Origin of the sequence: Streptomyces diastatochromogenes, assembly GCF_002242805.1 — a bacterium.
In the GTDB taxonomy this organism is placed as follows: domain Bacteria; phylum Actinomycetota; class Actinomycetes; order Streptomycetales; family Streptomycetaceae; genus Streptomyces; species Streptomyces diastatochromogenes.
Genome location: NZ_MCGQ01000013.1, coordinates 54275 through 77763 on the forward strand (window position 1 = coordinate 54275; position 23489 = coordinate 77763).

General features: G+C 71.4%; 23 protein-coding genes. 12 read left to right on the forward strand and 11 right to left on the reverse strand.

The window, feature by feature from the left end:
* Positions 1 to 87 precede the first annotated feature (87 nt).
* The 4 genes from BEK98_RS14970 (at position 88) to BEK98_RS14985 (ending at position 4418) form a co-directional block, all read left to right on the forward strand.
* Positions 88 to 639 carry an RNA polymerase sigma factor gene (locus tag BEK98_RS14970; protein ID WP_094217006.1) on the forward strand — a complete coding sequence of 184 codons (552 nt, stop codon included), beginning with the start codon at positions 88 to 90 and terminating at the stop codon, positions 637 to 639.
* Positions 636 to 1475 carry a zf-HC2 domain-containing protein gene (locus tag BEK98_RS14975; protein WP_094217007.1) on the forward strand — a complete coding sequence of 280 codons (840 nt, stop codon included), beginning with the start codon at positions 636 to 638 and terminating at the stop codon, positions 1473 to 1475. Before BEK98_RS14970 ends, BEK98_RS14975 begins: the two co-directional genes overlap by 4 nt.
* A gap of 553 nt (positions 1476 to 2028) precedes the next feature.
* Positions 2029 to 2895, forward strand: a complete 867-nt coding sequence (locus BEK98_RS14980; protein ID WP_094217008.1) for an ABC transporter ATP-binding protein — start codon at positions 2029 to 2031, stop codon at positions 2893 to 2895.
* Complete coding sequence (locus tag BEK98_RS14985; protein WP_094217009.1) at positions 2892 to 4418, forward strand: ABC transporter permease; 1527 nt, start codon at positions 2892 to 2894, stop codon at positions 4416 to 4418. Before BEK98_RS14980 ends, BEK98_RS14985 begins: the two co-directional genes overlap by 4 nt.
* A 7-nt stretch (positions 4419 to 4425) precedes the next feature.
* Here BEK98_RS14985 and mshD read toward each other — a convergent pair whose 3' ends face one another.
* Positions 4426 to 5352 carry a mycothiol synthase gene (mshD, locus tag BEK98_RS14990; RefSeq protein WP_094217010.1) on the reverse strand — a complete coding sequence of 309 codons (927 nt, stop codon included), beginning with the start codon at positions 5350 to 5352 and terminating at the stop codon, positions 4426 to 4428.
* A 170-nt stretch (positions 5353 to 5522) separates the two neighbouring features.
* Here mshD and BEK98_RS14995 point away from each other — a divergent pair, with 170 nt between their 5' ends.
* The 3 genes from BEK98_RS14995 to BEK98_RS15000 all read left to right on the forward strand — a co-directional run bounded on the left by BEK98_RS14995 (position 5523) and on the right by BEK98_RS15000 (position 9482).
* Complete coding sequence (locus BEK98_RS14995) at positions 5523 to 7316, forward strand: bifunctional metallophosphatase/5'-nucleotidase (RefSeq protein WP_094217011.1); 1794 nt, start codon at positions 5523 to 5525, stop codon at positions 7314 to 7316.
* Between the two features lie 167 nt (positions 7317 to 7483).
* Entirely contained in the window at positions 7484 to 7606 is a 123-nt protein-coding gene (locus BEK98_RS50850) for a hypothetical protein (protein WP_279635466.1), read from the forward strand.
* Between the two features lie 94 nt (positions 7607 to 7700).
* Positions 7701 to 9482, forward strand: coding sequence for an ABC transporter ATP-binding protein (locus BEK98_RS15000; RefSeq protein WP_094217012.1), 1782 nt, complete (start codon positions 7701 to 7703; stop codon positions 9480 to 9482).
* Positions 9483 to 9493: 11 nt separating this feature from the next.
* Here BEK98_RS15000 and BEK98_RS47940 read toward each other — a convergent pair whose 3' ends face one another.
* Together BEK98_RS47940 and BEK98_RS15010 are read right to left on the reverse strand one after the other, a co-directional pair.
* Complete coding sequence (locus BEK98_RS47940) at positions 9494 to 10213, reverse strand: hypothetical protein (protein ID WP_107428275.1); 720 nt, start codon at positions 10211 to 10213, stop codon at positions 9494 to 9496.
* Between the two features lie 68 nt (positions 10214 to 10281).
* A complete protein-coding gene (locus tag BEK98_RS15010) occupies positions 10282 to 12333 on the reverse strand; it encodes a pectinesterase family protein (protein WP_094217014.1) in 2052 nt (683 codons plus the stop codon).
* A gap of 129 nt (positions 12334 to 12462) precedes the next feature.
* Here BEK98_RS15010 and BEK98_RS15015 point away from each other — a divergent pair, with 129 nt between their 5' ends.
* A complete protein-coding gene (locus BEK98_RS15015; protein ID WP_094217402.1) occupies positions 12463 to 12783 on the forward strand; it encodes a hypothetical protein in 321 nt (106 codons plus the stop codon).
* Between the two features lie 52 nt (positions 12784 to 12835).
* Here BEK98_RS15015 and BEK98_RS15020 read toward each other — a convergent pair whose 3' ends face one another.
* The 6 genes from BEK98_RS15020 to BEK98_RS15045 all read right to left on the reverse strand — a co-directional run bounded on the left by BEK98_RS15020 (position 12836) and on the right by BEK98_RS15045 (position 18407).
* Positions 12836 to 14314, reverse strand: coding sequence for a sensor histidine kinase (locus BEK98_RS15020; protein ID WP_094217015.1), 1479 nt, complete (start codon positions 14312 to 14314; stop codon positions 12836 to 12838).
* A complete protein-coding gene (locus BEK98_RS15025) occupies positions 14311 to 15045 on the reverse strand; it encodes a response regulator transcription factor (RefSeq protein ID WP_094217016.1) in 735 nt (244 codons plus the stop codon). The genes BEK98_RS15020 and BEK98_RS15025 overlap by 4 nt, the downstream gene beginning before the upstream one ends.
* Before the next feature lie 90 nt (positions 15046 to 15135).
* Positions 15136 to 15366, reverse strand: coding sequence for a hypothetical protein (locus tag BEK98_RS15030; protein ID WP_094217017.1), 231 nt, complete (start codon positions 15364 to 15366; stop codon positions 15136 to 15138).
* 30 nt (positions 15367 to 15396) lie between these two features.
* Positions 15397 to 16410, reverse strand: a complete 1014-nt coding sequence (locus BEK98_RS15035) for a S1C family serine protease (protein WP_094217018.1) — start codon at positions 16408 to 16410, stop codon at positions 15397 to 15399.
* 94 nt (positions 16411 to 16504) lie between these two features.
* On the reverse strand, positions 16505 to 17530 hold the full coding sequence (locus BEK98_RS15040; protein ID WP_094217019.1) for a LacI family DNA-binding transcriptional regulator: 1026 nt from the start codon (positions 17528 to 17530) through the stop codon (positions 16505 to 16507).
* A gap of 97 nt (positions 17531 to 17627) precedes the next feature.
* Positions 17628 to 18407 carry a winged helix-turn-helix transcriptional regulator gene (locus BEK98_RS15045; RefSeq protein ID WP_094217020.1) on the reverse strand — a complete coding sequence of 260 codons (780 nt, stop codon included), beginning with the start codon at positions 18405 to 18407 and terminating at the stop codon, positions 17628 to 17630.
* A 181-nt stretch (positions 18408 to 18588) separates the two neighbouring features.
* Between BEK98_RS15045 and BEK98_RS15050 the strand changes: the two genes are divergently transcribed.
* From BEK98_RS15050 to BEK98_RS15065, 4 genes are all read left to right on the forward strand, one after another.
* Positions 18589 to 19440, forward strand: a complete 852-nt coding sequence (locus tag BEK98_RS15050; RefSeq protein WP_094217021.1) for an alpha/beta hydrolase family protein — start codon at positions 18589 to 18591, stop codon at positions 19438 to 19440.
* Positions 19441 to 19492: 52 nt separating this feature from the next.
* A complete protein-coding gene (locus tag BEK98_RS15055; RefSeq protein WP_094217022.1) occupies positions 19493 to 19747 on the forward strand; it encodes a MoaD/ThiS family protein in 255 nt (84 codons plus the stop codon).
* A 4-nt stretch (positions 19748 to 19751) separates the two neighbouring features.
* A complete protein-coding gene (locus BEK98_RS15060; protein ID WP_094217023.1) occupies positions 19752 to 20870 on the forward strand; it encodes a hypothetical protein in 1119 nt (372 codons plus the stop codon).
* Between the two features lie 442 nt (positions 20871 to 21312).
* The gene (locus BEK98_RS15065; RefSeq protein ID WP_094217024.1) at positions 21313 to 22344 is read left to right on the forward strand and encodes an SGNH/GDSL hydrolase family protein; all 1032 of its coding nucleotides are present in this window, start codon (positions 21313 to 21315) and stop codon (positions 22342 to 22344) included.
* Positions 22345 to 22376: 32 nt separating this feature from the next.
* Here BEK98_RS15065 and BEK98_RS15070 read toward each other — a convergent pair whose 3' ends face one another.
* Together BEK98_RS15070 and BEK98_RS15075 are read right to left on the reverse strand one after the other, a co-directional pair.
* Positions 22377 to 22583: a DUF397 domain-containing protein gene (locus tag BEK98_RS15070; protein ID WP_094217025.1), complete on the reverse strand. Its 207-nt coding sequence runs from the start codon at positions 22581 to 22583 to the stop codon at positions 22377 to 22379.
* Positions 22565 to 23404, reverse strand: a complete 840-nt coding sequence (locus BEK98_RS15075) for a helix-turn-helix domain-containing protein (RefSeq protein ID WP_094217026.1) — start codon at positions 23402 to 23404, stop codon at positions 22565 to 22567. Before BEK98_RS15075 ends, BEK98_RS15070 begins: the two co-directional genes overlap by 19 nt.
* Between the last annotated feature and the right edge of the window lie 85 nt (positions 23405 to 23489).

Here is a 23489-nt window from a genome sequence, read left to right on the forward strand (position 1 = left end):
GAGTAGTGAAAGGGTGGTGGAGGGGGGTGGTGGAAGTCAAGTCAGACTTCCGTGAACCGATCGGCGGGGCTCGTCCGATGAGGAGACGTGAGCACACCACAGAGCGACGGGGAGCTGCTGCGGGCCATCGCCGCGGCCGGGGACCGGCGCGCCTTCGAGGAGCTGTACCGGCGGTACGCGCCCTGGCTGACCGCCCGGCTGCGCAGCCGGTGCGCGGACGCCGGGGTCGTCGACGACGTCGTCCAGGAGACGTTCCTCGCGGTGTGGCGGGGGAGCGCCCGCTATCGCGAGGACGGTGACGCCGGGGACGCGGCCGGGTGGCTGTGGCGGATCGGGTCGCGGCGGCTGGTCGACGCGCTGCGCGGTGACGGGGCGCGGGGCCGGCTGCGGCAGGCGCTCGCCCGGCTGCGGCACCGGGACGAGGCGTCGGCGGAGGAACGCGTGCTCGCGGGGGTGGAGCACGGGGACCTCGCCGGCGCCCTGGTCCGGCTCTCCCCGGAACTGCGGGCGGTCCTGCAGGCCACGGTCGTCGACGGGCTGACCACCCGGGAGGCGGCGGTGCTGCTCGGCATACCGGCCGGAACCGTCAAGACACGGGCGATGCGCGCCCGCAAGCAGCTGCGGGAGGCACTGGCATGAGCTGGCACGTCACCGAAGAGGACGTACGCGCCTATGCGCGCGGCGAGTTGGCGCCCCCGGCACTCTGGTCCGCCGACGCGCACCTCGCCGTCTGCGCCGACTGCCGGGCGCTGCTCGCCGAGGCGAGCGAGCCGGCCGCGCTGGACGCCGGCTGGGAGCGGCTGGACGCCGAACTGGACGCACCCCGGCGCGGAGTGTTCGAGGCGCTGCTGGTCCGGCTCGGAGCCGCCGACCACACGGCGCGGCTGCTCGCCGCGACCCCGGTGCTGCGCCGCTCCTGGCTGCTGGCGACCGGCCTGGTGCTGATGCTGACGGTGCTGGCGGTGCACGTGATCCACGCACCCGTCCTGTTCCTGGCCCTCGCCCCGCTGGCCCCCCTCGCGAGTGTGGCCCTGTCGTACCGGCCCGCGCTGGACCCGACGTACGAGATGGCCGTGGTCGCCCCGCTGCACGGATTCAAGCTGCTGATGATCCGCACGGTCGCCGCGCTCGGAACCGGCCTCGCGCTCAACGGGCTGGCCACCCTCGCCCTCCCGGGCTACGGGCTGCTGGCCCTGGCCTGGCTGCTGCCCGCGCTCGCACTGACCGCGGCCGCGCTCGCCCTCTCCGCCCGCCTCGGACCACTCCTCGCGCCCGCCCTGGTCGGCGGCGGATGGCTGGCGCTGGTGGCCTGGGCGGCTTACACACACGCCGGCGCGACGCCGGTGCCGTTCACCCCGGCCGGCCAGTCGGCAGCGGCAGCCGTCACCGCCCTGGCCGCAGTCCTGCTCTACCAGGCCCGCGACCACTTCGACGCGAGGCCGTACGGGGGCCTGCCGGAGCGGGGCGGCGGATGATCCCTCGCCCCGCTGTGCCGCGAGGCGGCCCTACGGGGGCCTCCTGGAGCGCGCGGGCGGGTGATCCCCCGCCGCGCCGCGAGGCCCAATGGCGGCTTCTCGGAGCGCTGCGGCGGGCGATCCCCTCACCTCATCGCCCGGGGAGGTCCTACGGGGGCTTGCTGGAGCGCGTGCGCGGGTGACCCCCCGCCCCGCAGCGCCGCGATGCCCTGCGGCGGCTTCCCGGAACCCGACGGCACGTGACCACCTGGGCCGCTTGCCTGTCGGCCGCCTGGCGTGGGGGGCTGTGCGGCGCCTGGCCCTCCGGCGCGGAGTGCCGCGTGACACCAGGCCTCTCGCCTTTCGCCCCTCCGGCCAGGAGGCCGTGTGACACCGGCCTGCTGCCTTTCGCCCCTCCGGCGCGGAGTGCCGCCTGACACCCAGCCCTCTGCCCCTTCGCCCCTCCGGCGCGGAGTGCCGCGTGACACCCGGCCTCTCGCCTTTCGCCCCTCCGGCCAGGAGGCCGTGTGACAGCCAGCCTTCTGCCTTTCGCCCCTCCGACTTGGAGCCCCGCATGACCACCATCGTCTCGGCCGAAGGCCTCACCCTGCGCTACGGCGGTACCGCCGCCCTCGACGGCGTCTCGCTGCGTCTCTCCCCCGGCGTCACAGGGCTGCTCGGGCCCAACGGGGCGGGGAAGACCAGCCTGTTGCGGGTGCTGGCGACGGCCGTGCCGCCGGACCGGGGTGCCTTCACGGTGCTCGGGCACGACCCGGCCACCCCGGACGGCCGGCTCGCCGCCCGCCGTGCCCTCGGCTACCTGCCGCAGACGCCGGGCCACCACCCGGACTTCACCGCTTTCGAGTTCGTCGACTACGTGGCGATCCTCAAGGAGCTGACCGACCGCGCGGCCCGGCACCGGGAGGTGCGGCGGGTGCTGGAGGCCGTCGACCTCGGGGAGGTGCGCGGCAAGCGGATCAAGCGGCTGTCCGGCGGGATGCGGCAGCGGGTCGCACTGGCCGCCGCGCTCGTCGGCGACCCCGGCTTCCTCGTCCTGGACGAACCGACCGTCGGACTCGACCCCGAACAGCGCATCCGGTTCCGGGAGTTGATCGCCGAGGCAGGGGAGGACCGGACCGTCCTGCTCTCCACCCACCAGACCGAGGACGTGGCGATGCTCTGCCAGTACGTCGTGGTGCTAGCCGCCGGCCGCGTCCACTTCGAGGGAACCCCGGCCGAGCTGACCGCCCGCGCCGCCGGACGCGTGTGGAGCGGTACCCGGCGCGACCCCGGCGCGAGGGCGGGCTGGCGCACCGGCGACGGCACCTTCCGCAACGTCGGACACCCACCGGCGGGCGCGCAGCTCCTCGAACCCACCCTGGAGGACGGCTACCTGCTCGTCCTGGACACCCGGCACGACACCACGGAGACCGCGGCATGAGCACGACCCTCGCGACCGCCCCCGCACCCCGCCGCACCGCGGCCCTCCTCGACCTGGCCCGCTTCGAGGCCCGCGATCTCCTCACCCAGATCCCGGTCCTGCTCTTCGGCCTGCTGTACGTCCTCAACACCGCCGACAACATGTTCAGCGGGCTGGTCGGGAAGGCGGAGGGCATGGACGCCTACCCCGTCCTGCAGAACGTCGACCGCGAAACCCAGTCCGGCGCCCTCCTGCTCTCCCTCGCCCTGCTCGTCTGCGTCAACCGCGCCGCTCTCCGCTCCCGGCGGCAGCACACGGAGGAACAGCACGACGTACTGGCGATGGGGCGCGCCCGCCGCACCCTGGCCCACGCCCTGTCGGTCGTGCCGTACGCCGCCCTCAGCGCTCTCCTGGCCGCCGTCCAGTTCGGCTGGGCGGCGCTGAAGCCGGGCGCCGCCGGGCACGGCTCGGTCGCCGAACTGGCCGTGGCCCCGCTGGCCGTGCTGCTCTCCGGCGCCCTCGCGGTGCTGCTCGCCCGGGTCGCCCCGCACCCGGTGGCCCCCGCCCTGTTCCTGGTCGTGCTCTACCTCGTCGTGCTGGTCCTCAACACGCTGACCTCCGGCGCGCACGCGGTGCAGTGGCTGTGGCCCACGGTCGGCGAGTTCAGCTCCGACCCGATCCCGTCCGGTCTGCTGGGCCGCCCGGCCGCCTGGCACGCGCTGTATCTCGCCGGCCTGACCGCGCTGTGCGTGGCCCTCGCGGTCCTGGTGGCCGGCGGGCGCACCCGGGCCCTGCGGGCGGTGACCGTGCTGGCCCTCGCCGCCACGGCCGCCGGCGCCGTCGGTCAGGCGCCGGGCGACTCGGCGCGGCTGCGGGCGGCGCGGGAGGCCGCGTACCGGGCGCCGGAGAAGCTCCAGTCGTGCGTGGACCGGGGCGGCTCGGCCTACTGCGCCTTCCCGGAGTGGCGGGGCTGGACCGGGCACTGGGCGGCCGTCGTGGACCGGCTCCAGGCGGACGCGGGCGGCCGGGCCGCCACGGTACGGCTCACGGTGCGCCAGCGCATCGGCGAGGTCTTCGACCTCTCCAGCGACAGCACCGCCCTGCCCGCCCGCACCCCGGACCAGGTGACCGTGGGCACCCGCTGGGGCGGCAACCGGGTTCCCGAGTTCGCGGTCGGGGTCGCCTCGGTGCTGGTGGCCGGCGACGAGGACACCGCGTCCTCCCTGTGCGACGCCCGGGTGGTGACGGCGATGTGGCTGGTCCTGGGCTCCGACCCGGACCCGCTGACCACCTTCCGTCACCTCCGCGTCGACGACAGCCTCAGCGGCTCGGGGGTGGTGCTCGCGCCCACCGGCAGCCTGCGCGTCTCGGCCCAGCAGACCGAGGTCGTCAAGCGGCTGCTGGCCCGCCCGCACGACGAGATCGCGGCCCGGGTGAAGGCCCACTGGACCGAGCTGACCTCGTCGCACACGACCACGGCCCAGGCGGCGAAGCTGCTCGGGGTGCGGGTGCCCAAGGGCGCCGACGACTGTGCCAGGGACTGAGCCGCGCTCACGTCTCCGTGCGGTACATCAGGTCGGTCTCGTGCGTGGTGAACCCCAGCCGCTCGTAGACCGACACCGCCGCCGTGTTGTCCGCGTCGACGTACAGCATCGCCGCCGGCATCCCCTGGCCGGCCAGATGGCGCAGGCCGATCGTGGTCAGGGCCTTGCCGAGGCCGCCGCCCTGCTCGCCCGGGCGGACCCCGAGCACGTACACCTCGCCGAGCCTCTCCTCGGCGTGCACCTTGGTCCAGTGGAAGCCGACCAGCTCACCGGCCCGCTCGGCGAGGAAGAACCCGGCGGGGTCGAACCACGCCTCGGCCTTGCGGTCGTCCAGGTCGCGCTGGGTCAGCGAGCCCTGCTCCGGGTGGTGCGCGAAGGCGGCCGCGTTGACGGCGAGCCAGGCCGCGTCGTCCTTGCCGGGCTCGAAGGTGCGCACGCTCACGCCCTCGGGCAGCACCGGGTCTGCCAGCTCCAGATCGGTCAACGACCGCCGCATCTGGCGCAGTTCGCGGAACAGGGTCAGCCCCAGCACCTGGGCGAGGTGCCGGGCGGCGGAGTGCCCGCCGTGCGCCCACACCCGCAGCCGCTTGCCCGAGGCGGCGAGCAGCGCCGAGCCCAGCGCCCGCCCGTGCCCGTGTCCGCGGTGCGCGGGGTGGACGACCAGTTCGGCGGCCGGCGCCTCCACCGGGTCGGTGTCCTCCAGCTGGGCGTAGCCGACGAGTTCGTCCCCGACGGTCAGCAGCAGATGCGACACACCGGCGCGGGCGCCGCCGCGCAGCTGCAACCGCCCCTGCTCGGACACCGGCTGCTGCCCGTCGACGCGGGCGGCCTCGGCGAGCAGCCCGAGCACGGCCTCGGCCCGGTCCGGGTCGAGTGCGGAGAAGGTCTCGATGGAGCGGGAGGGGAAGGGTCGTACGTCGTCGTCGCTGCTCATGCGTACGAGGGTACGGGGCGGGCGGGCGGAAGTGCCGACACCGCAGCGCTTAAAGGAATCACCAAAGGGAAACCAGGACGTAACCATGAACCCCCTGTCGCGCTACGCGCGTTGACCCTAGGCTGCGCCGGAAACGGCCACTCGCCACAGCCGACCCACAGGGGGGTCCCATGCCAGCCGCGCCCCGACGCACCAGACGTCGTACCTACGCCTTCCTCGGCGCGACCGCCGCTCTCGCCACGGCCGCCGCCCTGGCCGCCGCGCTCCCCGCGCAGGCCCACCAGGACCAGGGCCGCCACCCGCTGCCGAGCCGCTACCAGGACGTCCAGCTGCTCTCCTTCAACGACCTGCACGGCAACCTCGAACCCCCGTCCGGCTCCTCCGGCCGGGTCACCGAGCTGCAGCCGGACGGCACGACGAAGACGGTCGACGCGGGCGGCGTCGAGTACCTCGCCACCCACCTGCGCACGGCCCGCGAGGGGCACCCGTACTCCATCACCGCGGCCGGCGGCGACCTGGTCGGCGCCTCCCCGCTGCTGTCCGGGCTCTTCCACGACGAGCCCACCGTCGAGGCGCTCAACAAGCTGAAGCTGGACGTCACCTCGGTCGGCAACCACGAGTTCGACGAGGGCGCGCGAGAACTGGCCCGCCTGCAGAACGGCGGCTGCCACCCGACGGACGGCTGCTACACGGACGAGGAGTTCCAGGGCGCGGACTTCCCGTACCTGGCCGCGAACGTCCTGGACGAGAAGACCGGCAAGCCGATCCTGAAGCCGTACTGGATCTGGAAGAAGAAGGACGTCCGGATCGGCTTCATCGGCGTCACGCTCGAAGGCACCCCGAACATCGTCTCCGCCGACGGCGTCAAGGGCCTGACCTTCAAGGACGAGGTCGAGACGATCAACAAGTACGCCAAGGTGCTCCAGCGCCAGGGCGTCCGCTCGATCGTGGCCCTGGTCCACGAGGGCGGCTTCCCGGCCTCGGGCGCGTACAACTACGACTGCGACTCCCCGGGCGCGGGCGCCGGTATCTCGGGCCCGATCGTCGACATCGCGAAGAACGTGACCCCGGCGGTCGACGCGCTCGTCACCGGCCACACCCACGCCGCGTACGTCTGCACGATCCCCGACCCGTCGGGCCGGCCCCGCATGGTCACCTCGGCGGCCTCCTTCGGCCGTCTGTACACCGACACCACGCTGACGTACGACCGCTTCACCGGCGACATCGCGCGTACGGCCGTGAAGTCCGCGAACCACGTGGTCACCCGGGACGTCCCGAAGGCCCCGGACATGACGGACCTGATCTCCCGCTGGAACACCCTGGCGGCCCCCATCGGCAACCGTGCCATCGGCTACATCTCGGCCGACGTCAACAACACCGGCACCGAGTCCCCGATGGGCGACCTGATCGCCGACGCGCAGCTCGCCTACGGCCGGGAGCTGGACCCGAAGACCAGCCTCGCCCTGATGAACCCGGGCGGCGTGCGGGCGGGCCTGACCTACGCGGCCAAGGGCGCCGAGGGCGACGGGGTCGTCACCTACGCCGAGGGCTTCACGGTCCAGCCCTTCGCCAACACCGTGAACCTGCAGGACTTCACCGGCGCCCAGCTGGTCCAGGTGCTCAAGGAGCAGGTGAGCGGGGCCAACGCGGCGGCCCCGAAGATCCTGCAGCCGTCGGCGGGCCTGACGTACACGCTGGACCTGACGAAGACCGGCGCCGACCGTGTGGTCACCGACTCCATCCGCCTGAACGGCGCGCCGATCGACCCGGCGGCCACCTACCGCGTCGCCACCAACAGCTTCCTGGCGGGCGGCGGCGACGGCTTCCCGACCCTCGGCCAGGGCACCGGCGACCTGGTGGGCGGGGACGACCTGGGCGCACTGGAGAAGTACCTGACCGCGCACTCGTCCCCGACGGCACCGCTCGCGCCGCCGGCGGCCGACCGGATCGCGGTCGTGAAGTAAAACCCGTGACATAAAACCTGTGTGAATAGCACTGCGGTTCCGGAATAGCCCTGAGAATCTCTCTCAGGGCTATTTCATTGAGGTCTCATGGGAATTGGCCTTTTCCGGCTCTCGAATCCCGTAATGTTTTCCATGTCGAAAGCGAACGACTTCGAAAGGAAAAGCCAATGTCTTTCCACAAGCTCGCCCCCGTCAAGAAGCACCACAAGCCCGCCCCGGCCCCGAAGAAGCCGGCGCCGAAGAAGCCCGTGCCCGCGCCGAAGCGTCGGCCGGTCGGGAACAAGGGCTGAGCGAGTCCGCCACGAGGCGGGGTCAACCGGTGATGCGTGGTCGCACCGGTGGCCCCGCCTCGGCCATGTCCACAGCTGTGGAAAGGAGTTGTCGATGGTGCGGGAAGCCCGCGAGGCCTTTCGCCGGTTCTGGCCGCTGACGCGCGGGGACCGCGGATGGCTGGTGATGATCGTGGCGTCTGTGGTGGTCGCCGCGGTCGCGGAGACCACGGCGATCCTGCTGTTCGCCGAATTGACCGACCACGCCCTGAAGGCCGGTTCGCTGGCCGCCTTCTGGGGGCCGGCCGGTGCCTGGCTCGGGGTGGCCGCGCTCGCCGCGCTGGTCGGCTACCTCGGCAACTCGCTGGCCACCTGGACCGCCGAGAGATTCGTGCTGCGGCTGCGGGCGGCCGTCTTCCGGCATGTGCAGGATCTGCCGCCGCACTTCTTCCAGAAGCATCGGCAGGGGGACCTGGTCGAGCGGCTCACCGGGGACGTCGAGTCCATCGAGCAACTGGTGGTGTCGGGTGTGGTGGGGGCCGTCTCCGCCGCCTTCTCCGCCGTCTTCTACGCGTGCGCCGCCTTCTGGCTGCGCTGGGACCTGGCGCTGGCCACCTTCGTCCTCGCGCCCCTGTTCCTGCTCGCCGCCCGCCGCTTCTCCGGCCGTATCCAGCAGGCGTCCCGGGACGAGCGGGTCGCCGACGGCGCGATCACCTCGGTGGTGCAGGAGTCGCTGGGCAACGTCGTGCTCACCCAGGCCTACAACCGGCAGCGGGACGAGGAGCGGCGGCTCGACCGCGAGGCCCGCTCCTGGATGCGGGCCAGTGTGCGCGGGGCGCGGCTGAGCGAGATGTACGAGCAGTTCGTGGAGGTCGTCGAGACGCTGTGCGTGCTCGCGGTCATCGGGCTCGGGGTCTGGGAGATCTCGGCCGGCCGGATGAGCCTCGGGCAACTGCTCGCCTTCGCCGCCTTCCTCGGGTACCTGTACCCGCCGATCCGCAGCCTCGGACAGCTCGGCCTCACCGTCACCGCGGCCACCGCCGGCGCCCAGCGCATCGGGGAGATCCTCGACGCCGAGCCGTCGGTCACGGATCCGGTCGAACCGGTGGCGCCCTGGCCGGTCCAGGGCTGGGTCGGCTTCCACGGCGTCTCCTTCCGCTACCCGGAGTCCCCCCGCGCCTCTCTGAGGGACGTGGGCTTCACCGCCGGACCGGGCGAGCTGGTCCTGGTCACCGGCGCGAGCGGCGCCGGCAAGTCCACCCTCGCCAAGCTCCTCACCCGCTTCTACGACCCCTCGACCGGCGTGATCACCCTCGACGGCGTCCCGCTCACCGACGTACCGCTGCACTTCCTGCGCGAGCAGATCGCCCTGCTGCCGCAGCAGACGCTGATCCTCAACGGCACCATCCGCGAGAACATCGGCTGCGGCCGCCCCGGCGCCACCGACTCCGAGATCGAGCAGGCGGCCCGGGACGCGGCGGCCCACGACTTCATCGCGGCCCTGCCGGACGGCTACGACACCCACATCGCCCCCGGCACGGCCGCGCTCTCCGGCGGCCAGCTCCAGCGCATCGCCATCGCCCGCGCGATGCTGCGCGCCGCCCCGGTCCTCGTCCTGGACGAGCCCACGGCGGGCCTGGACGCGGTGGCCGCCCGTCAGGTCGTCCAGCCCCTGCGCCGTCTGATGTCCGGCCGTACGACCATCATGATCACCCACGACCTGAGCCTCGCCCCCGACGCCGACCGCATCCTGGTCGTCGAGCACGGGCGCCTGGTGGAGGCGGGGACGCACGAGGAACTGCTGGCGCGGGGCGGTGCGTACGCACGCCTCGCGTCTCCTCTGCCGGAGGCGGTCGCCGCACCCGCGCCGGAGGAGACGATGATCCTGCGCTGGTAGGGAGCCGCCGCTCAGCGCTGTCGCAGGGTCCAGGGAACCTGGGACTCCCAGCGCCAGTGCAGCAGTGCGGCGACGGCGGCGAAGGTGCCCAGCGGGAGGCACAGGAAGAGGAGGAGCGTCGGCGGATGCGGCGTGGTGGCCAGAAGCACCACCCACAGCGGGAAGCTGCAGGCGAGGGCGACGAGGCCGCTGATGAACGCCCGCTCCCACGCCTTGCGGTGCCCGGCCCTGCGCCGGATCCGCGCCTCCACCTCCGGCTGCGGCCCCCACCCCATACCGCGGTGCCGGGCGGCGGCCTCCTTCAGTGCGGCGACCTCGGTCGGCGGGTCGTCCAGCTGGCCGCCGTCCATGTGCGGCAGGAAGAAGCGGCGGCCGTCGGTGTCGTACAGGTACGTGATCCACTTGTCGGCGTACGCGGTCCTGGTCGGCACCGGCTCGGCCCGGATGTCGTAGATCTCGTGCCAGGTGCGGCTGCGTTCGGTCAGGGCCCGCCGTGCGGTGATCCCGCGGGCCCCGACGAGTGTGCGGGCGCGGCGCATGTACAGCAGGAAGTTTGCGGCCAGCAGGACGTAGCACGCGGCGACTGACGCCGGAACCCACTCGGGCATGGTGTGGTGCCGGTTCATCTGGAAGAAGGCGTTCAGCCCCAGCAACCCGAAGCCGAGGGCCATGAGAGGCGACGTCTTCTTCCGCCTGCGGTACTCGCGCTCGATCCCGCCGTACGCGTCCACGCCCCGCCCACCGATCTCTCCTCGGACACTTGTGCGGAGGGATCATAGAGCGGGGCGTCGACGTCAGGTCAGGAGGCTGCGGGCGTCCAGTCACCCAGCCAGTCCGCGACCTCCTGCTGTGCGGCCTGGGCGTCGGTCAGCTGGGGCCGGTCACCGCTCGCGGCGCCCGCGCCCGCCCCGGTGTTCTTGTACTCGGCGAACCGGTCGTCCTTCCAGGAGAAGCCGCTCATGTCCGTCCAGGGGGTGGACTTGATCGCGGCGCTCAGGGTGGTGTTGCGGACCGTGGTCTGCGGGTCGAGGGAGGCGTCGCCGCCCGCGTGCCAGGGGCGCCCGAGGTAGAAACTCCGGTCCGAGACACCGCCGTTGACCGTGGAGTCGGTGATCAGGATGCCCTTGCGGTTCGCGGCGGTGCTGGGTGCGGTGACGAAGCCGGCGGAGGTCCCGTCCCAGCGCTTCTTGAGCGTGATGACGGACCTGTCGATCACGGCGGTGGCCCGCCCGAAGATGAAGTCGACGTTGCCGACGACGTAGGAGTTGGTCATGTAGACCCGGCCCAGCTTCTCCTTGGCCGCGGTGTCGAGGAGCAGGGTGTCCTGGTCGCCGCTGACGATGACCCCGTCGAGGAACACCTTGTCGGCGGAGGTGCGCAGGGCGACGGCCTGCTGGGCGATGTCCTGGTGGGCGCCCTCGTCGAAGTCGTTGGCGATGCTGAGGTTGCGGGCCTGGAAGTCGTCGGCCTCGACGGCGACGGTCGCGCTGCCGCCGGTGCCGTACGTCCCGGACCCGTCGGGCTTCTTGGTCCCGGCCGCGTTGTTGTAGACGATCACCGTGTCCTTGCGGCTGCCGCCGGTGCCCTGGACCGTGACGTGCGGCTTGTTCGCGGGCACCTTGACGGTCTCCCGGTACGTCCCCGGCTTCACCGCGATGACGACCCGCGACGGGTTGTTCGCGGGTACGGCGTCCACGGCGGCCTGCACCGTCCTGTACTGCCCGGACCCGTCCTGGGCGACGGTGAGGGTGGTGGCCGCCTTGGTGCTGTTGGCAGACGTGCCGAGCGAACTGCGCGGCCCGGCTCCGGACTTGAGAAGAGCCGGCACATCGGCGGCCTTGTCGAGCGTGTAGCCGTAGTAGCTCTTCGGATCCCAGGACGCGCCCGTGCCCCCGCTCTCGTTCCTGCCGCTCGTGCCCGAGAAGAGGTTGCCCCGCTGGACGAGGGTGGCCGTGCTGTCCCTGATCACCGGGTTGTTCATGCCCTGGAAGTAGGAGTTCTCCAGCAGCATGTTGGTCTTGCCGCGGGAGTAGTTGCCGTACGAGGACTTGATGTCCGTCCCGGCCACGTCCTCCAGGAAGTTGTTGTAGAGGTGCGCGTGGGCGACGTTGTCCGTGGACGGGTTGCGCTGCTCGGTCTCGCGGATCCAGTTGTGGTGGAGGGTGAGGTCCGCGGTGACGTTGTCGGTCCAGCCGATGCCGAAGGCCTTGTTCTCCTGGCTGAGCTTGTTCCAGGAGACGGTCAGGTAGGTGGTGTCCTTGCGGCTGTCGATGAGCCCGTCGGCCATGTGCCGGATGTCGTTGTGGTCGATCCAGACGTGATGGGCGCCGTCCATCTGGATGCCGTCGTAGTCGTGCTCCTTGTCGTTCCACTCGCCCTGGTACGCGTCCCGGATCGTCAGATTCCTGATGATCACGTTGTGCACGCCCTGCCCGAGGAAGAAGCCACCACCGACGATCTGCCCGGAGGTACCGGAGCCGATGATGGTCTTGTTCGACTGGACCTTGATCTCTTTCCCGACCGGGTCCATGGTGATCGCCGCGGCGACCACGATGATGTACGGCTCACTGGCGGTGGCGTACTTCTCCAGATCGGCGAGCGTCTTCACGGTCACGATCTGCCCGCCACGCCCTCCGTACGTCCCCTTCTGCCCGAGCGCGTCGACGGACGCGAACCCGTCGGCGGTGGCGGTGGCCCAGGCGGGTACGGAGGCGGTGGCGGCGGATGCCTTCGGCTGCGTACCGGCCCCGAAGAGCCCGTAGGTCAGGGCGCCGGCAGCGGTCACGGCGAGCGGCAGGCCCAGGGCCAGGGCCTTGCGGCTTCTGCGGTGGCGGGGGGTGCGGGGGCTCATGGGCGACTCCAGTCCCGGTGGTGGTGTGGGTGACATGGAGTTGCCGTGGGGAAGGGGAAGGTTGCCTCGAATGGGTGAGCCGGTGGAATACGGGTCGGCGGTGTCTGCGGCGGGTCCATGGTGTTGGCTATGGCCGACCACACAACCATCCGGGTCTCCCGGCAGACCCGCGATCACCTCGCCCAGGTGGCCAAGGAGCGGGGGATGACTCTGGGACAGCTCGTGGAGGAGCTGGCGGCGCAACAACTTACGGCGGAGCAGATCGCCGAGCGGGTGGCGGCCAGCCGGCAGGTGGTTCGTGAGAAGATCGGGCTGGACCTCACCGACGAGGAGTTCGACCAGGCGCCCGACATCCTCGGCAACATCTATCGCATCGCTGCCGAGAAGGTACGTCTCGCCATGGAAGCGTCGGCAGCCTGCTCATCCTCGACACCAGGCCGAGGCGGATGACGCGGGGGCAGCCGGGCGGGCGCTCGCCTTCAAATGCTCGGCTTCTCCTGACCTACACCGCCTCCGGCGGAGCCGTAGCCGCCCCCGGCAGTCGTACCGTCGCCACCGTTCCGCCGCCCTCCGCCCGTGCCAGCGTCACCTTGCCGCCCGCCTGTTGGACCGTGCGGGCCACGATGGACAGGCCCAGGCCCGAGCCCGGGAGGGCCCTCGCGCTGGGGGAGCGCCAGAAGCGGTCGAAGACGTGGGGGAGTTCGTCGGCGGGGATGCCGGGGCCGTGGTCGCGGACGGTCAGGGCGCCGTCGGTCAGCTGGACCTCGATCGTGCCGCCCTCGGGGCTGAACTTCACCGCGTTGTCGAGGATGTTGACGATCGCCCGCTCCAGGGCGGAGGGCTCCGCGCGGACGAACCAGGGCTCCAGGTCCGCCGTGATCGTCAGCTCAGGGCCGCGCAGGCGGGCCCGGCGCAGGGCGGCCTCGACGGTGTCCTGGAAGGAGACGACCTGGACGCGTTCGCCTCGCTGGCCCTCAGAGCGGGACAGTTCCTGCAGGTCGCCGATGAGGGCGGCCAGTTCCGTCATCTGCGCCTTCACCGAGGCGAGGAGCGCCTTGCGGTCCTCCGGAGGGAGCGGGCGGCCCGTCTCCTCGCTGCGGGTGAGCAGTTCGATGTTGGTGCGCAGGGAGGTGAGCGGGGTGCGCAGTTCATGGCCGGCGTCCGCGATGAGCTGCTGCTGCAGGTCGCGGGAGCTGGCCAGCGCGGTGGTCATCGAGTTGAAGGAGCGCGAGAGCCGGGCGACCTCGTCCTCGCTCTCGTCCTCCACGGGGATGCGGACACTCAGGTCCTCGGTCCGTGCGACGTGCTCGACGGCCTCCGTGAGCTTGTCGACCGGACGCAGTCCCGCACGGGCCACCGCGAGCCCCGCCGCGCCGGCCCCGATCACTCCGATGCCGGAGACGAGAAGCAGGATCAGGGCGAGGTCGTTGAGGGTGTTCTGGGTGTTCTTCAGCGGTATGGCGACCTGGAGAGCCGTGTCCGGATACAGCTGGGGCGGAGTTCCCGGACCCTGGGTGATGGTCAGCGGCTGGGTCAGCACGCGCACGGCGTTGCCGTCGGAGTCGGTGCCGGTGCGCACGAGGGAACTCTGGTGCACTATGCCGTCGCGGACCGACTCTTCGGCGATGACCTCGATGTCGGCGGAGGTGGTCTTCACCCGGCCCGCGGAGTTCGCGAACACACAGGCGGTGCCGTTCCGCTTCACGAGCTGGTAGTAGTTGCTGTGGATGCGGAAGCCGCCGATGTCGGACTGGCTCGGCTTCTGCGGGCACGACTCCAGCGTGGTCATCGTGTCCCCCAGCCGCTGGGGCGACGAGGCCTTCTGCAGATCGCGGTCGAGCTGGTCGTACAGCTTCCGCTCCACGATGAACCAGCACGTGACCGACACCGCGGCCACCGCGAACGCCACCGCCGCCGCCACCAGCGCCGCGAGGCGTGCCCGGATCGGCAGGGCCCGGTACCGGCGTCCCAGCTTGTTCACTCCGCGCCGCCCTGACGAAGGACGTACCCCACACCCCGGACCGTGTGCACGAGCCGCGGCTCGCCGCCGGCCTCCGTCTTGCGGCGCAGGTACATGACATAGACGTCCAGGGAGTTGGACGACGGCTCGAAGTCGAAGCCCCACACCGCCTTGAGGATCTGCTCGCGGGTGAGCACCTGGCGCGGGTGGGCCATGAACATCTCCAGGAGGGTGAACTCCGTGCGGGTCAGTTCGACCTGGCGGCCGGCCCGGGTGACCTCCCGCGTCGCGAGGTCCATGCGCAGGTCGCCGAAGGTCAGCGCCTCGTCCTCCTGGGCCTCGGCGGACACGGCCGCCGCGTAGGTGCTGCGGCGCAGCAGAGCGCGGATGCGGGCGAAGAGTTCGTCCAGCTCGAAGGGCTTGACCAGGTAGTCGTCGGCGCCCGCGTCCAGCCCCGTCACCCGGTCGCCCACTGTGTCGCGGGCCGTGAGCATCAGGATCGGCGTGGTGTCCCCCGCGCCCCGGATACGGCGCGCCGCCGTCAGCCCGTCCATCCTCGGCATCTGGATGTCCAGGACGACCAGGTCGGGCCGGTAGGCCTGCGCCTTGTCCAGCGCGTCCGCGCCGTCGACGGCGACCTGCGTGTCGTACCCCTCGAAGGCGAGGCTGCGCTGGAGCGCCTCGCGGACGGCGGGCTCGTCGTCGACGATCAGGATGCGCTGGGGGTCACGGTCGCCTTCGGCGGGGCTCATCGCTCGCGATTCCTCGGGGTGCGGTGGATCGGGTGGTCGGGTGTCTCTCAGCCTCGCACGAGTCGAGGCCGCCGGGAACGTGCGCCGGGCTCAGGCGCCCAGCGTGCTCAGCTCGCGGAACCCGGAGAGGCGGTGCAGCGGCACCTTGCGGCGGTGCGGGCGGTCGGTGGAGGTGCGCAGGCCCATCAGCTGGGGGACCGGCGGCACCTCCGGGGCGCGCGGGACCGAGGTCAGCGCGTGCAGTGCGTGCGCGACGGAGAGGGCCAGGGGGAGGTCGGCCGGACCGATGCCGGCGACCTGGTGGGAAACCTGCTTGATCATGACGTACTCCCTCGTGCCCCGCGGGGGGTCTCAGCTGGTGGAGCCCGCCCGCAGCTTGGCCAGGTCGGACTTGACGGTGTTGACGGGGATGGCGAAGCCCAGGCCGATGCTGCCCGCGTCCGAGGAGGACGAGGCCTGCGAACTCGACGAGTACATCGCGGAGTTGATCCCGATGATGTGGCCGCTCGCGTCGATCAGCGCGCCGCCGGAGTTGCCGGGGTTGAGCGAGGCGTCCGTCTGGATCGCCTTGTAGGTGGTCGTGGACGAGCCCGTGTCGCCGTTGAACTGGCGGCCGCCGAACTGGAACGGCCACTGCCCGTCGCCGCCCTGGCTCTGGCCCTGGTTCTCGTCCGTGGAGACGGTCACGTCACGGTCGAGGGCGGAGACGATACCGCTGGTGACGGTGCCGGTCAGGCCCTCGGGGGAGCCGATCGCGACGACCGCGTCGCCGACCTGGACGTTCGAGGAGTTGCCGAGCGAGGCGGCCTTCAGACCGGAGGCGCCCTTCAGCTTGATCAGCGCGAGGTCCTTGGAGCTGTCGGTGCCGACGACCTCGGCGGTGTAGCTCTTGCCGTCGCTGGTGCGCACCTTGATCGAGGCGGCGCCGGAGATGACGTGGTTGTTGGTGACGATCTCGCCGTCACTGGCGATGATCACGCCGGAGCCGGTGGACGAACCGTTGCTGAGCGTCGCCTGGACCTCGACCACGCTCGGGCTGACCGCGGCGGCGATCGTGGCGACGTCGCCCTTCTTGCTGGAGGGCACCACCGTGGTGGTCGTACCGGAGGAGGAGACCGTGTCCTTGCCGGTCAGCTCCTGGAAGGCGTAGGCGGTGCCGCCGCCGACCGCGGCCGCGACGATCGCCACCGCCGCGAGCAGCCCGATCGGGCCGCGGGTGCGCTTCCGCCGCGGCGTCGCGGGGGCGGGCTCGGGGGCCGGCATCGTGGCCGTCGGGGGCTCGTACGGCGGCGGGGGCGGCCACTCGGGGTTCACGGGAGCGGAGTAGCTGTGCTGCTGGTTGTATGCGCCCTGGCTCTCGGTCATGACAATGAGCATGACCCGCGACCATGAGAGCTTCCTGAGTGCTCCCTGAGAAGCCCGGCAGAACCTCGTTTGCCCGATATGAGGAAGCCTGGGCTCAGACTCCGCAGCCGCAGCTCGTGCGGACCACCAGCCGGGACGGGAACGTCCGCAGCCGCTCGCGCCGCGAGCCCGCCACCCTGAGCCCGTCGTCCAGGACGAGGTCCACCGCGGCCCGGGCCATCGCCGAGCGGTCCGAGGCGATCGTCGTCAGCGGCGGGTCGGCGAGCGCCGCCTCCTTGATGTCGTCGAACCCGGCCACCGCCAGCTCCCCGGGCACGTCGATGCGCAGCTCGCGCGCGGCTCGCAGCACGCCGATCGCCTGGTCGTCGGTGGAGCAGAAGACGGCGGGCGGCCGGTTCGGGCCGGCGAGCACCTCCAGGGCCACCCGGTAGGCGTCGTAGCGGTTGTACGGCGCCTCGAAGAGGCGGCCCTCGGTGGAAATGCCCGCCTCGGCCATGGCCCGCTTCCAGCCCTCGACGTGGTCGGAGACCGGGTCGCCGACGGCCGGCGTCTCGGCCGTGCCGCCCATACAGGCGACGTACTCGTAGCCGTGCTCCAGCAGGTGGCGTACGGCGAGCTGGGCGCCGCCCAGGTCGTCGGTGACGACGGCGACGTCGTCGATGGCCTCCGGGCGCTCGTGCAGCAGCACCACCCGGGCGTCCCAGGCCTCGATCTCGGCCGCGGCCAGATCGTTCAGGGCGTGGGAGACGAGGATCAGGCCGGACACCCGCATACCGAGGAACGCGCGCAGGTAGTGCACCTCGCGTTCGCCGATGTAATCGGTGTTGCCGACCAGCACCATCTTTCCGCGCTCGGAGGCGGCCTGCTCGACGGCGTGCGCCATCTCGCCGAAGAAGGGCTGGCGGGCGTCCGGGATGATCAGGCCTATGAGGTCGGTGCGCCGCGACGCCATGGCCTGGGCGACCCGGTCGGGCCGGTACCCCAGCTCCTTGATCGCCGCGAGGACACGCTCGCGCGTGGCCGGGGCGACCGGCCGGGGTCCGTTGTTGATGACATAACTGACGACGGCGGTGGAAGTTCCAGCCAGCCGTGCCACATCATCCCGAGTCACCTTGGCCACGCGCGGAGTCTACGCGGATGGACCCGCTCTGGGCAGGGCGTATCGCATCCCGGCTGTGCGGGAGCAATGCCCCGCACAAGCGGGTCCCATGCCTCCGCTATGCGTCGACGTGGACCTCGGACCCGTCCAGGGCCGCCGATGCGTCCGCATCTTCCGCCTTTGCCCGGTCTGCCTTGGCCTTGGCCTCGTCAGCGGACCGGTCGCCTTTTTCGGGCGTAACGAATCGATAACCGACGTTCCGGACGGTCCCGATCAGCGACTCGTGCTCGGGGCCGAGCTTGGCGCGCAGCCGCCGTACGTGCACGTCGACGGTCCGGGTGCCGCCGAAGTAGTCGTAGCCCCAGACCTCCTGCAGCAGCTGGGCGCGGGTGAAGACCCGGCCCGGGTGCTGGGCGAGGTACTTGAGGAGCTCGAACTCCTTGAAGGTGAGGTCCAGGACCCGGCCCTTGAGCTTGGCGGAGTACGTCGCCTCGTCCACGGACAGATCGCCGTTGCGGATCTCCATCGGGGAGTCGTCGGCGACGATCTGCTGCCGGCCCATCGCGAGCCGGAGCCGGGCCTCGACCTCGGCCGGGCCCGCGGTGTCGAGCAGGACGTCGTCGATGCCCCAGTCGGCGGTGACGGCGGCCAGGCCGCCCTCGGTGACGACGAGGAGAAGCGGACAGCCGGGTCCGGTCGAGCGCAGCAGCTGACAGAGGCTGCGCACCTGCGGCAGGTCGCGGCGGCCGTCGATGAGGATGACGTCGGCGCCGGGGGTGTCGACGAGAGCGGGTCCCTCGGCCGGGGCGACCCGCACGTTGTGCAGGAGCAGGCCGAGTGCGGGCAGCACCTCCGTCGACGGCTGGAGGGCGTTGGTCAGGAGCAGCAGAGAACTCATACGTCTGGTTCCTCCTCGGTCCCTGCGAGGACGTGTGCGGTGCGGCACTGCTCTGCGATCCCGAAGGCCCCGTACATCCACGGTCACCTGAGGTTTCCCGCTTCGTATACAACGCTTCCGAAAGCACAAAAGGACCCGGGGGCTACGCTGCCCGAGTCCTCTGCCCAGCAGAATAGCCCACATGAGCAACCGTCCGGCAGGTCATGCGGCACGTTCCACCGTTCGTCCGAATAGCGAGACAGGCAGAAAGGCCCCTATCCGGACGTTTCTGCGCACGGCTGACGGTGTTCCGGTCGATTCCGTATACAACCCGGCAGCGGTCGTATACGAAGCAGTGCCGGATGCCTCCCGTACACCTTCCGATGACCTGGTGTTCGTGATCGCCCACGGCTTCACCGGGGACGTGGACCGGCCGCATGTACGAAGGGTGGCGGACGTGCTCGCCCGTTACGGTGCCGTCGTCACCTTCTCCTTCCGCGGCCACGGTGCCTCGGGCGGCCGGTCCACGGTCGGCGACAAGGAGGTGCTGGACCTGGCCGCCGCGGTGGAGTGGGCGCGCGGCTTCGGGCACGCGCGCGTGGTCACCGTCGGCTTCTCCATGGGCGGCTCGGTGGTGCTGCGGCACGCGGCCCTGTACCCGGGCACGGTCGACGCGGTGGTCTCGGTCAGCGCCCCCGCGCGCTGGTACTACCGGGGTACGGCCCCCATGCGCCGCCTGCACTGGTTGGTCACCCGCCCCGAGGGCCGCCTGGTCGGCCGCTACGGCCTGCGCACCCGTATCCACCACCGCGAGTGGAACCCGGTGCCGCTCTCCCCGGTTCAGGCCGTCCCGGGGATCGCCCCCACCCCGCTCCTCATCGTGCACGGCGACCGCGACGGCTACTTCCCCCTCGACCACCCCCGGATGCTCGCCCAGGCCGCGGGTGACCACGGCGAACTCTGGCTGGAGCCCGGCATGGGCCACGCGGAACACGCGGCGGACGAGGCCCTGCTGGCCCGGATCGGCGACTGGGTGGCCGCGAGGGCGAGCTAGCCTGACTCCAACAATCTTTTGATGTGTCTCCCGCTGTCGATTGAGGAACCAGATGCCCAAGGTCACGGTCCGCTACTGGGCCGCTGCCAAGGCCGCGGCCCAGGTCGCCGAGGAGCCGTACGACGCGGCCACGCTCGCCGACGCGCTCGCCGCGGTGCGTGAGCGACACCCCGGTGAACTCACGCGCGTCCTGCAGCGATGCTCCTTCATCGTCGACGGTCACCCCGTGGGGACCCGCGCGCATGAGACGGTACGGCTGGCCGAGGGCGGCACGGTCGAGGTGCTCCCGCCGTTCGCAGGAGGATGAGGCGATGAGCGACCAGCCGTATCAGGGCGGGCCGTACGAGGGGTACGACCCGTACGGACAGCAGCAGCACCAGGCGGCGCCGCAGGCCTGGCCCGGGCAGTCCCAGGCCGGGTACGACCAGTACGCCGACGCGTACCCGCAGCAGGGCTACGACCAGCAGCACACCCAGCAGTGGCAGGGCCAGACCTGGGAGACGCAGACACACGGGCACGTGCAGGCGGCGGAGACGTCGTACCTGCCGCCGCAGGAGCCGTACGCCCCGCAGGCACCGGCCCCCCAGCCCCCTCAGCCGCAGCAGCCGGAGCCCGCTCCCGAGGCAGAGGCGGCCACCGCCTACGGCCCCGCCACCCTCGCCGGCAACTCCCGCGTCACCGACGCGCAGCGCGCCCGCCTGGAGGGCCGCTCCCCGATCATCGAGCCCGGCATGCAGCCGGCGCTGCTCACCGCCGTGCTGGGTCTGCTCCTCGCGGTGACGGCCTCCATTGCCTCGTACGCCCTCGTCGTACCGCTGGTGATGCTTCAGGCCGTGACGGCGGCGGGCTGGTTCCGGCTGAACGGCATGTGGCCCGCCCGGCAGGGCATCGCGCTGGCCTTCCTGGGCGGACTCACTGCGGACGCGGCGGTCCTGGCCGCGGGCCGCGACCACGCACCGGCCGCGATCCTCGGCCCCCTGGGCGTCTGGGTCCTCCTGTCCCTGGTCCTCCAGCTGCGCTCGCACGCCTCACCGGACGAGCGGATGTACGGCCTGATGGCCACGGTCGCCTCCTCGTCCCTCGCCGTCCTGGCCACGGGCTACCTCGCCGCCCAGCCGCACGCGGTCTCGGTCGGCGCGGCGGCGGTCGCGGTAGCCGTCCTGGCCCGCGCCCTGCCCCTGCCGACCCCGGCGTCGGTCGTGGTCTCCCTGCTCGCCGCCTCCGGCGCGGGTATCGCGGTCGGCGGCATGACGGGCTTCGGCACGAAGGGCGCGGCCCTGGGAGCGGCGGCGGCGATCTGCGCCCTGATCGGACACCGGGTGGCCAGCTACGACTACCCCTCCCGCTTCGTCCACTTCACGGCGGGCGTGGCGCTTCCGTTGTCGGCGGCGGCGCCGGTGGTGTGGGTACTGGGACGCGCCCTGGGCTGAGCGCCGTTGACCTGCGGACCGTCTTCGGCTGCGGGCGCGCGGGGGCCGACGCACCGTCGGCAGACTTCTGGCCAAGTACGCAAAGGCAACAGCGTCGGCCACGGAACTCATCTTCGATGGCCGCATCTCTGTGCGGCATGGCCGACTGCGCGCCAGACGTCTTTACCCCTTCATTGCACGGCCGCGCCGCCCGGCCCTCGCGATGGCCGGGCAGGCTCCTCCCCTTTCGGGTCAAGATCACATTCGGACTCGTCGGCCGCGCCTCCTCAACGCCCTTGCTGAACAGGCGAGATGGGCACACGCGAGGGGTTGTCCAGGAATGCCTGGTTTGGCTCACATCCACTGGAGTATCACGTTCCGTGCATGAATGAATACGGAGCGTTCCGACTTGCTCGGCTCTCCTCGTGGGCCTCGGTGAAAGGGCACAGCCATGTCTTCGGCCATGCGTAAGACGACGAATTCTCCGGTGGTACGGCGGCTGACCGCCGCGGCCGTCGCGCTGGGCAGCTGCCTGGCGCTCGCCGGCCCGGCGGGAAGCGCCGGCGCGGCACCCGCCGACCCCGTACCGACCGTCTTCTTCGGCGACTCGTACACCGCGAACTTCGGCATCGCTCCCGTGAACAACCAGGACAGCGAGAGGGGCTGGTGTTTCCAGGCCACGGACAACTATCCCGCCGTCGCCACCCGGCGCCTGGCAGACAAGGGCATCACGCTCGACGTCCAGTCGGACGTCTCCTGCGGAGGCGCGCTCATCCACCACTTCTGGGAGAAGCAGGAGCTGCCCTTCGGCGCCGGCGAGGTCCCGCCGCAGCAGGACGCGCTCAAGCAGGACACCCAGCTGACCGTGGGAAGCATGGGCGGCAACACGCTGGGCTTCAACCGCATCCTGAAGCAGTGTTCCGACGAGCTCCGGAAGCCCTCTCTGCTGCCGGGAGACCCGGTGGACGGGGACGAGCCGGCCGCCAAGTGCGGTGAGTTCTTCGAGACCGGGGACGGAAAGCAGTGGCTGGACGGTCAGTTCGAGCAGGTCGGTGGGGAACTGGAGGAGCTGCTCGACCGCATCGGCTACTTCGCCCCCGCCGCGAAGCGCGTCCTGGTCGGCTACCCCCGGCTCGTCCCCGAGGACACCACCAAGTGCCTGACCGCGGCGCCCGGTCAGACGCAGCTGCCGTTCGCCGACATCCCCCAGGACGCCCTGCCGGTCCTGGACCAGATCCAGAAGCGGCTGAACGACGCCATGAAGAAGGCCGCCGCCGACGCCGAGGGCGGCGTTGACTTCGTCGACCTCTACGCCAGCACCGGCACCAACACGGCGTGCGACGGCGCCGACCGGGGCATCGGCGGCCTGCTGGAGGACTCCCAGCTCGATCTCCTCGGCACCAAGATCCCCTGGTACGCGCACCCCAATGACAAGGGCCGCGACATCCAGGCCAAGCAGGTGGCCGACAAGGTCGAGCAGGTCCTCAACCGGTAGGGGGCACGCAGCCCCGCTGGGTGCGGTGCGGCCTAGGCGCGAAGCCCCTCGCGCTTGACCCCGTCCACGAAGGCGACCCAGGCGCCGGCCTCGAAGAGGAGGGCGCCCTGGGAGGGGGCCTTGCTGTCGCGGACGGGGACGAGAGGGAGGTTGTCGGCGACTTCGACGCACTGTCCGCCGTCCTGGTTGCTGTAGCTGCTCTTACGCCACGTGATGGTGCTCAGATCGATGGCTCGCATGGCGCTTCCTCCAGCATCCGTTCGATGAACTCCCGCGATTTGTCTGGGGTTAGGGCCAAATCGCGTACTCGATCGTATCGGAGCTGGAGCTGGTCGACGGCCGTACTTTCCTGGACGAGTTCGCCCGAGTAGCCCGTCTCGACCCACGCTACGGTTCGACCGGCTCCACGTAGGAACATCGTGTCGGTGTTGGACAGTCCGTGGAGCCCCATCGCGAACGGCAGGGCCTGGATGATGACATTGGGCCGCTTCCCCATGGCAAGAAGATGGCGCAATTGCTCCTGCCACTCTCCCGGATCGCGTAGCGCGCTCCGCAGCACCGTCTCGGAGAGGATCGTGCGGAACTGGGGCCCGCCCTCCGCCAGCAGCAGCTCACGGCGTCCCATACGAGCCGCCACCTGCTTTTCCAGCTCCGCCCCCGCCAGCCCGCCCTGTGCGAGCAACTCCGCCGCGTACTCGGGAGTCTGAAGAACGCCAGGGAGGTTCGAGGTGGCGTAGTGCCACATACTCACCGCCTCGGCCTCCAACACCATGTACCGCCGATACCGCTCCTTGAACTGCGTCGGGTCGGCCACCGCCAGCTCCCACAGCGTGAGCAGCATCCCGTTGGTGCCGTAGTACTGATCCAGCGCCTGGACCACCTCAGGGCCGCCCAGCGTGTGCCCGTTCTCCATCTTCCCGAACTGGGACGCGTCCCAGCCCACCACCTCCGCCAGGCCCCGCAGGGACACGCCCCGCTCGGCCCGCAGTAACCGCAGCTCCTCCGCGAACCGCAACCTCGGCTCCTGACTGCGCCCCGTGATCGCCCTCCGCTGCGGCACCGCACCCCTCCCGGCTGTGGAATTTGGAGCGCCCGCTGTGGAACTAGCGGCCGTTCTGCGCGTATCCGCCTCCGTCCTGGGCCAT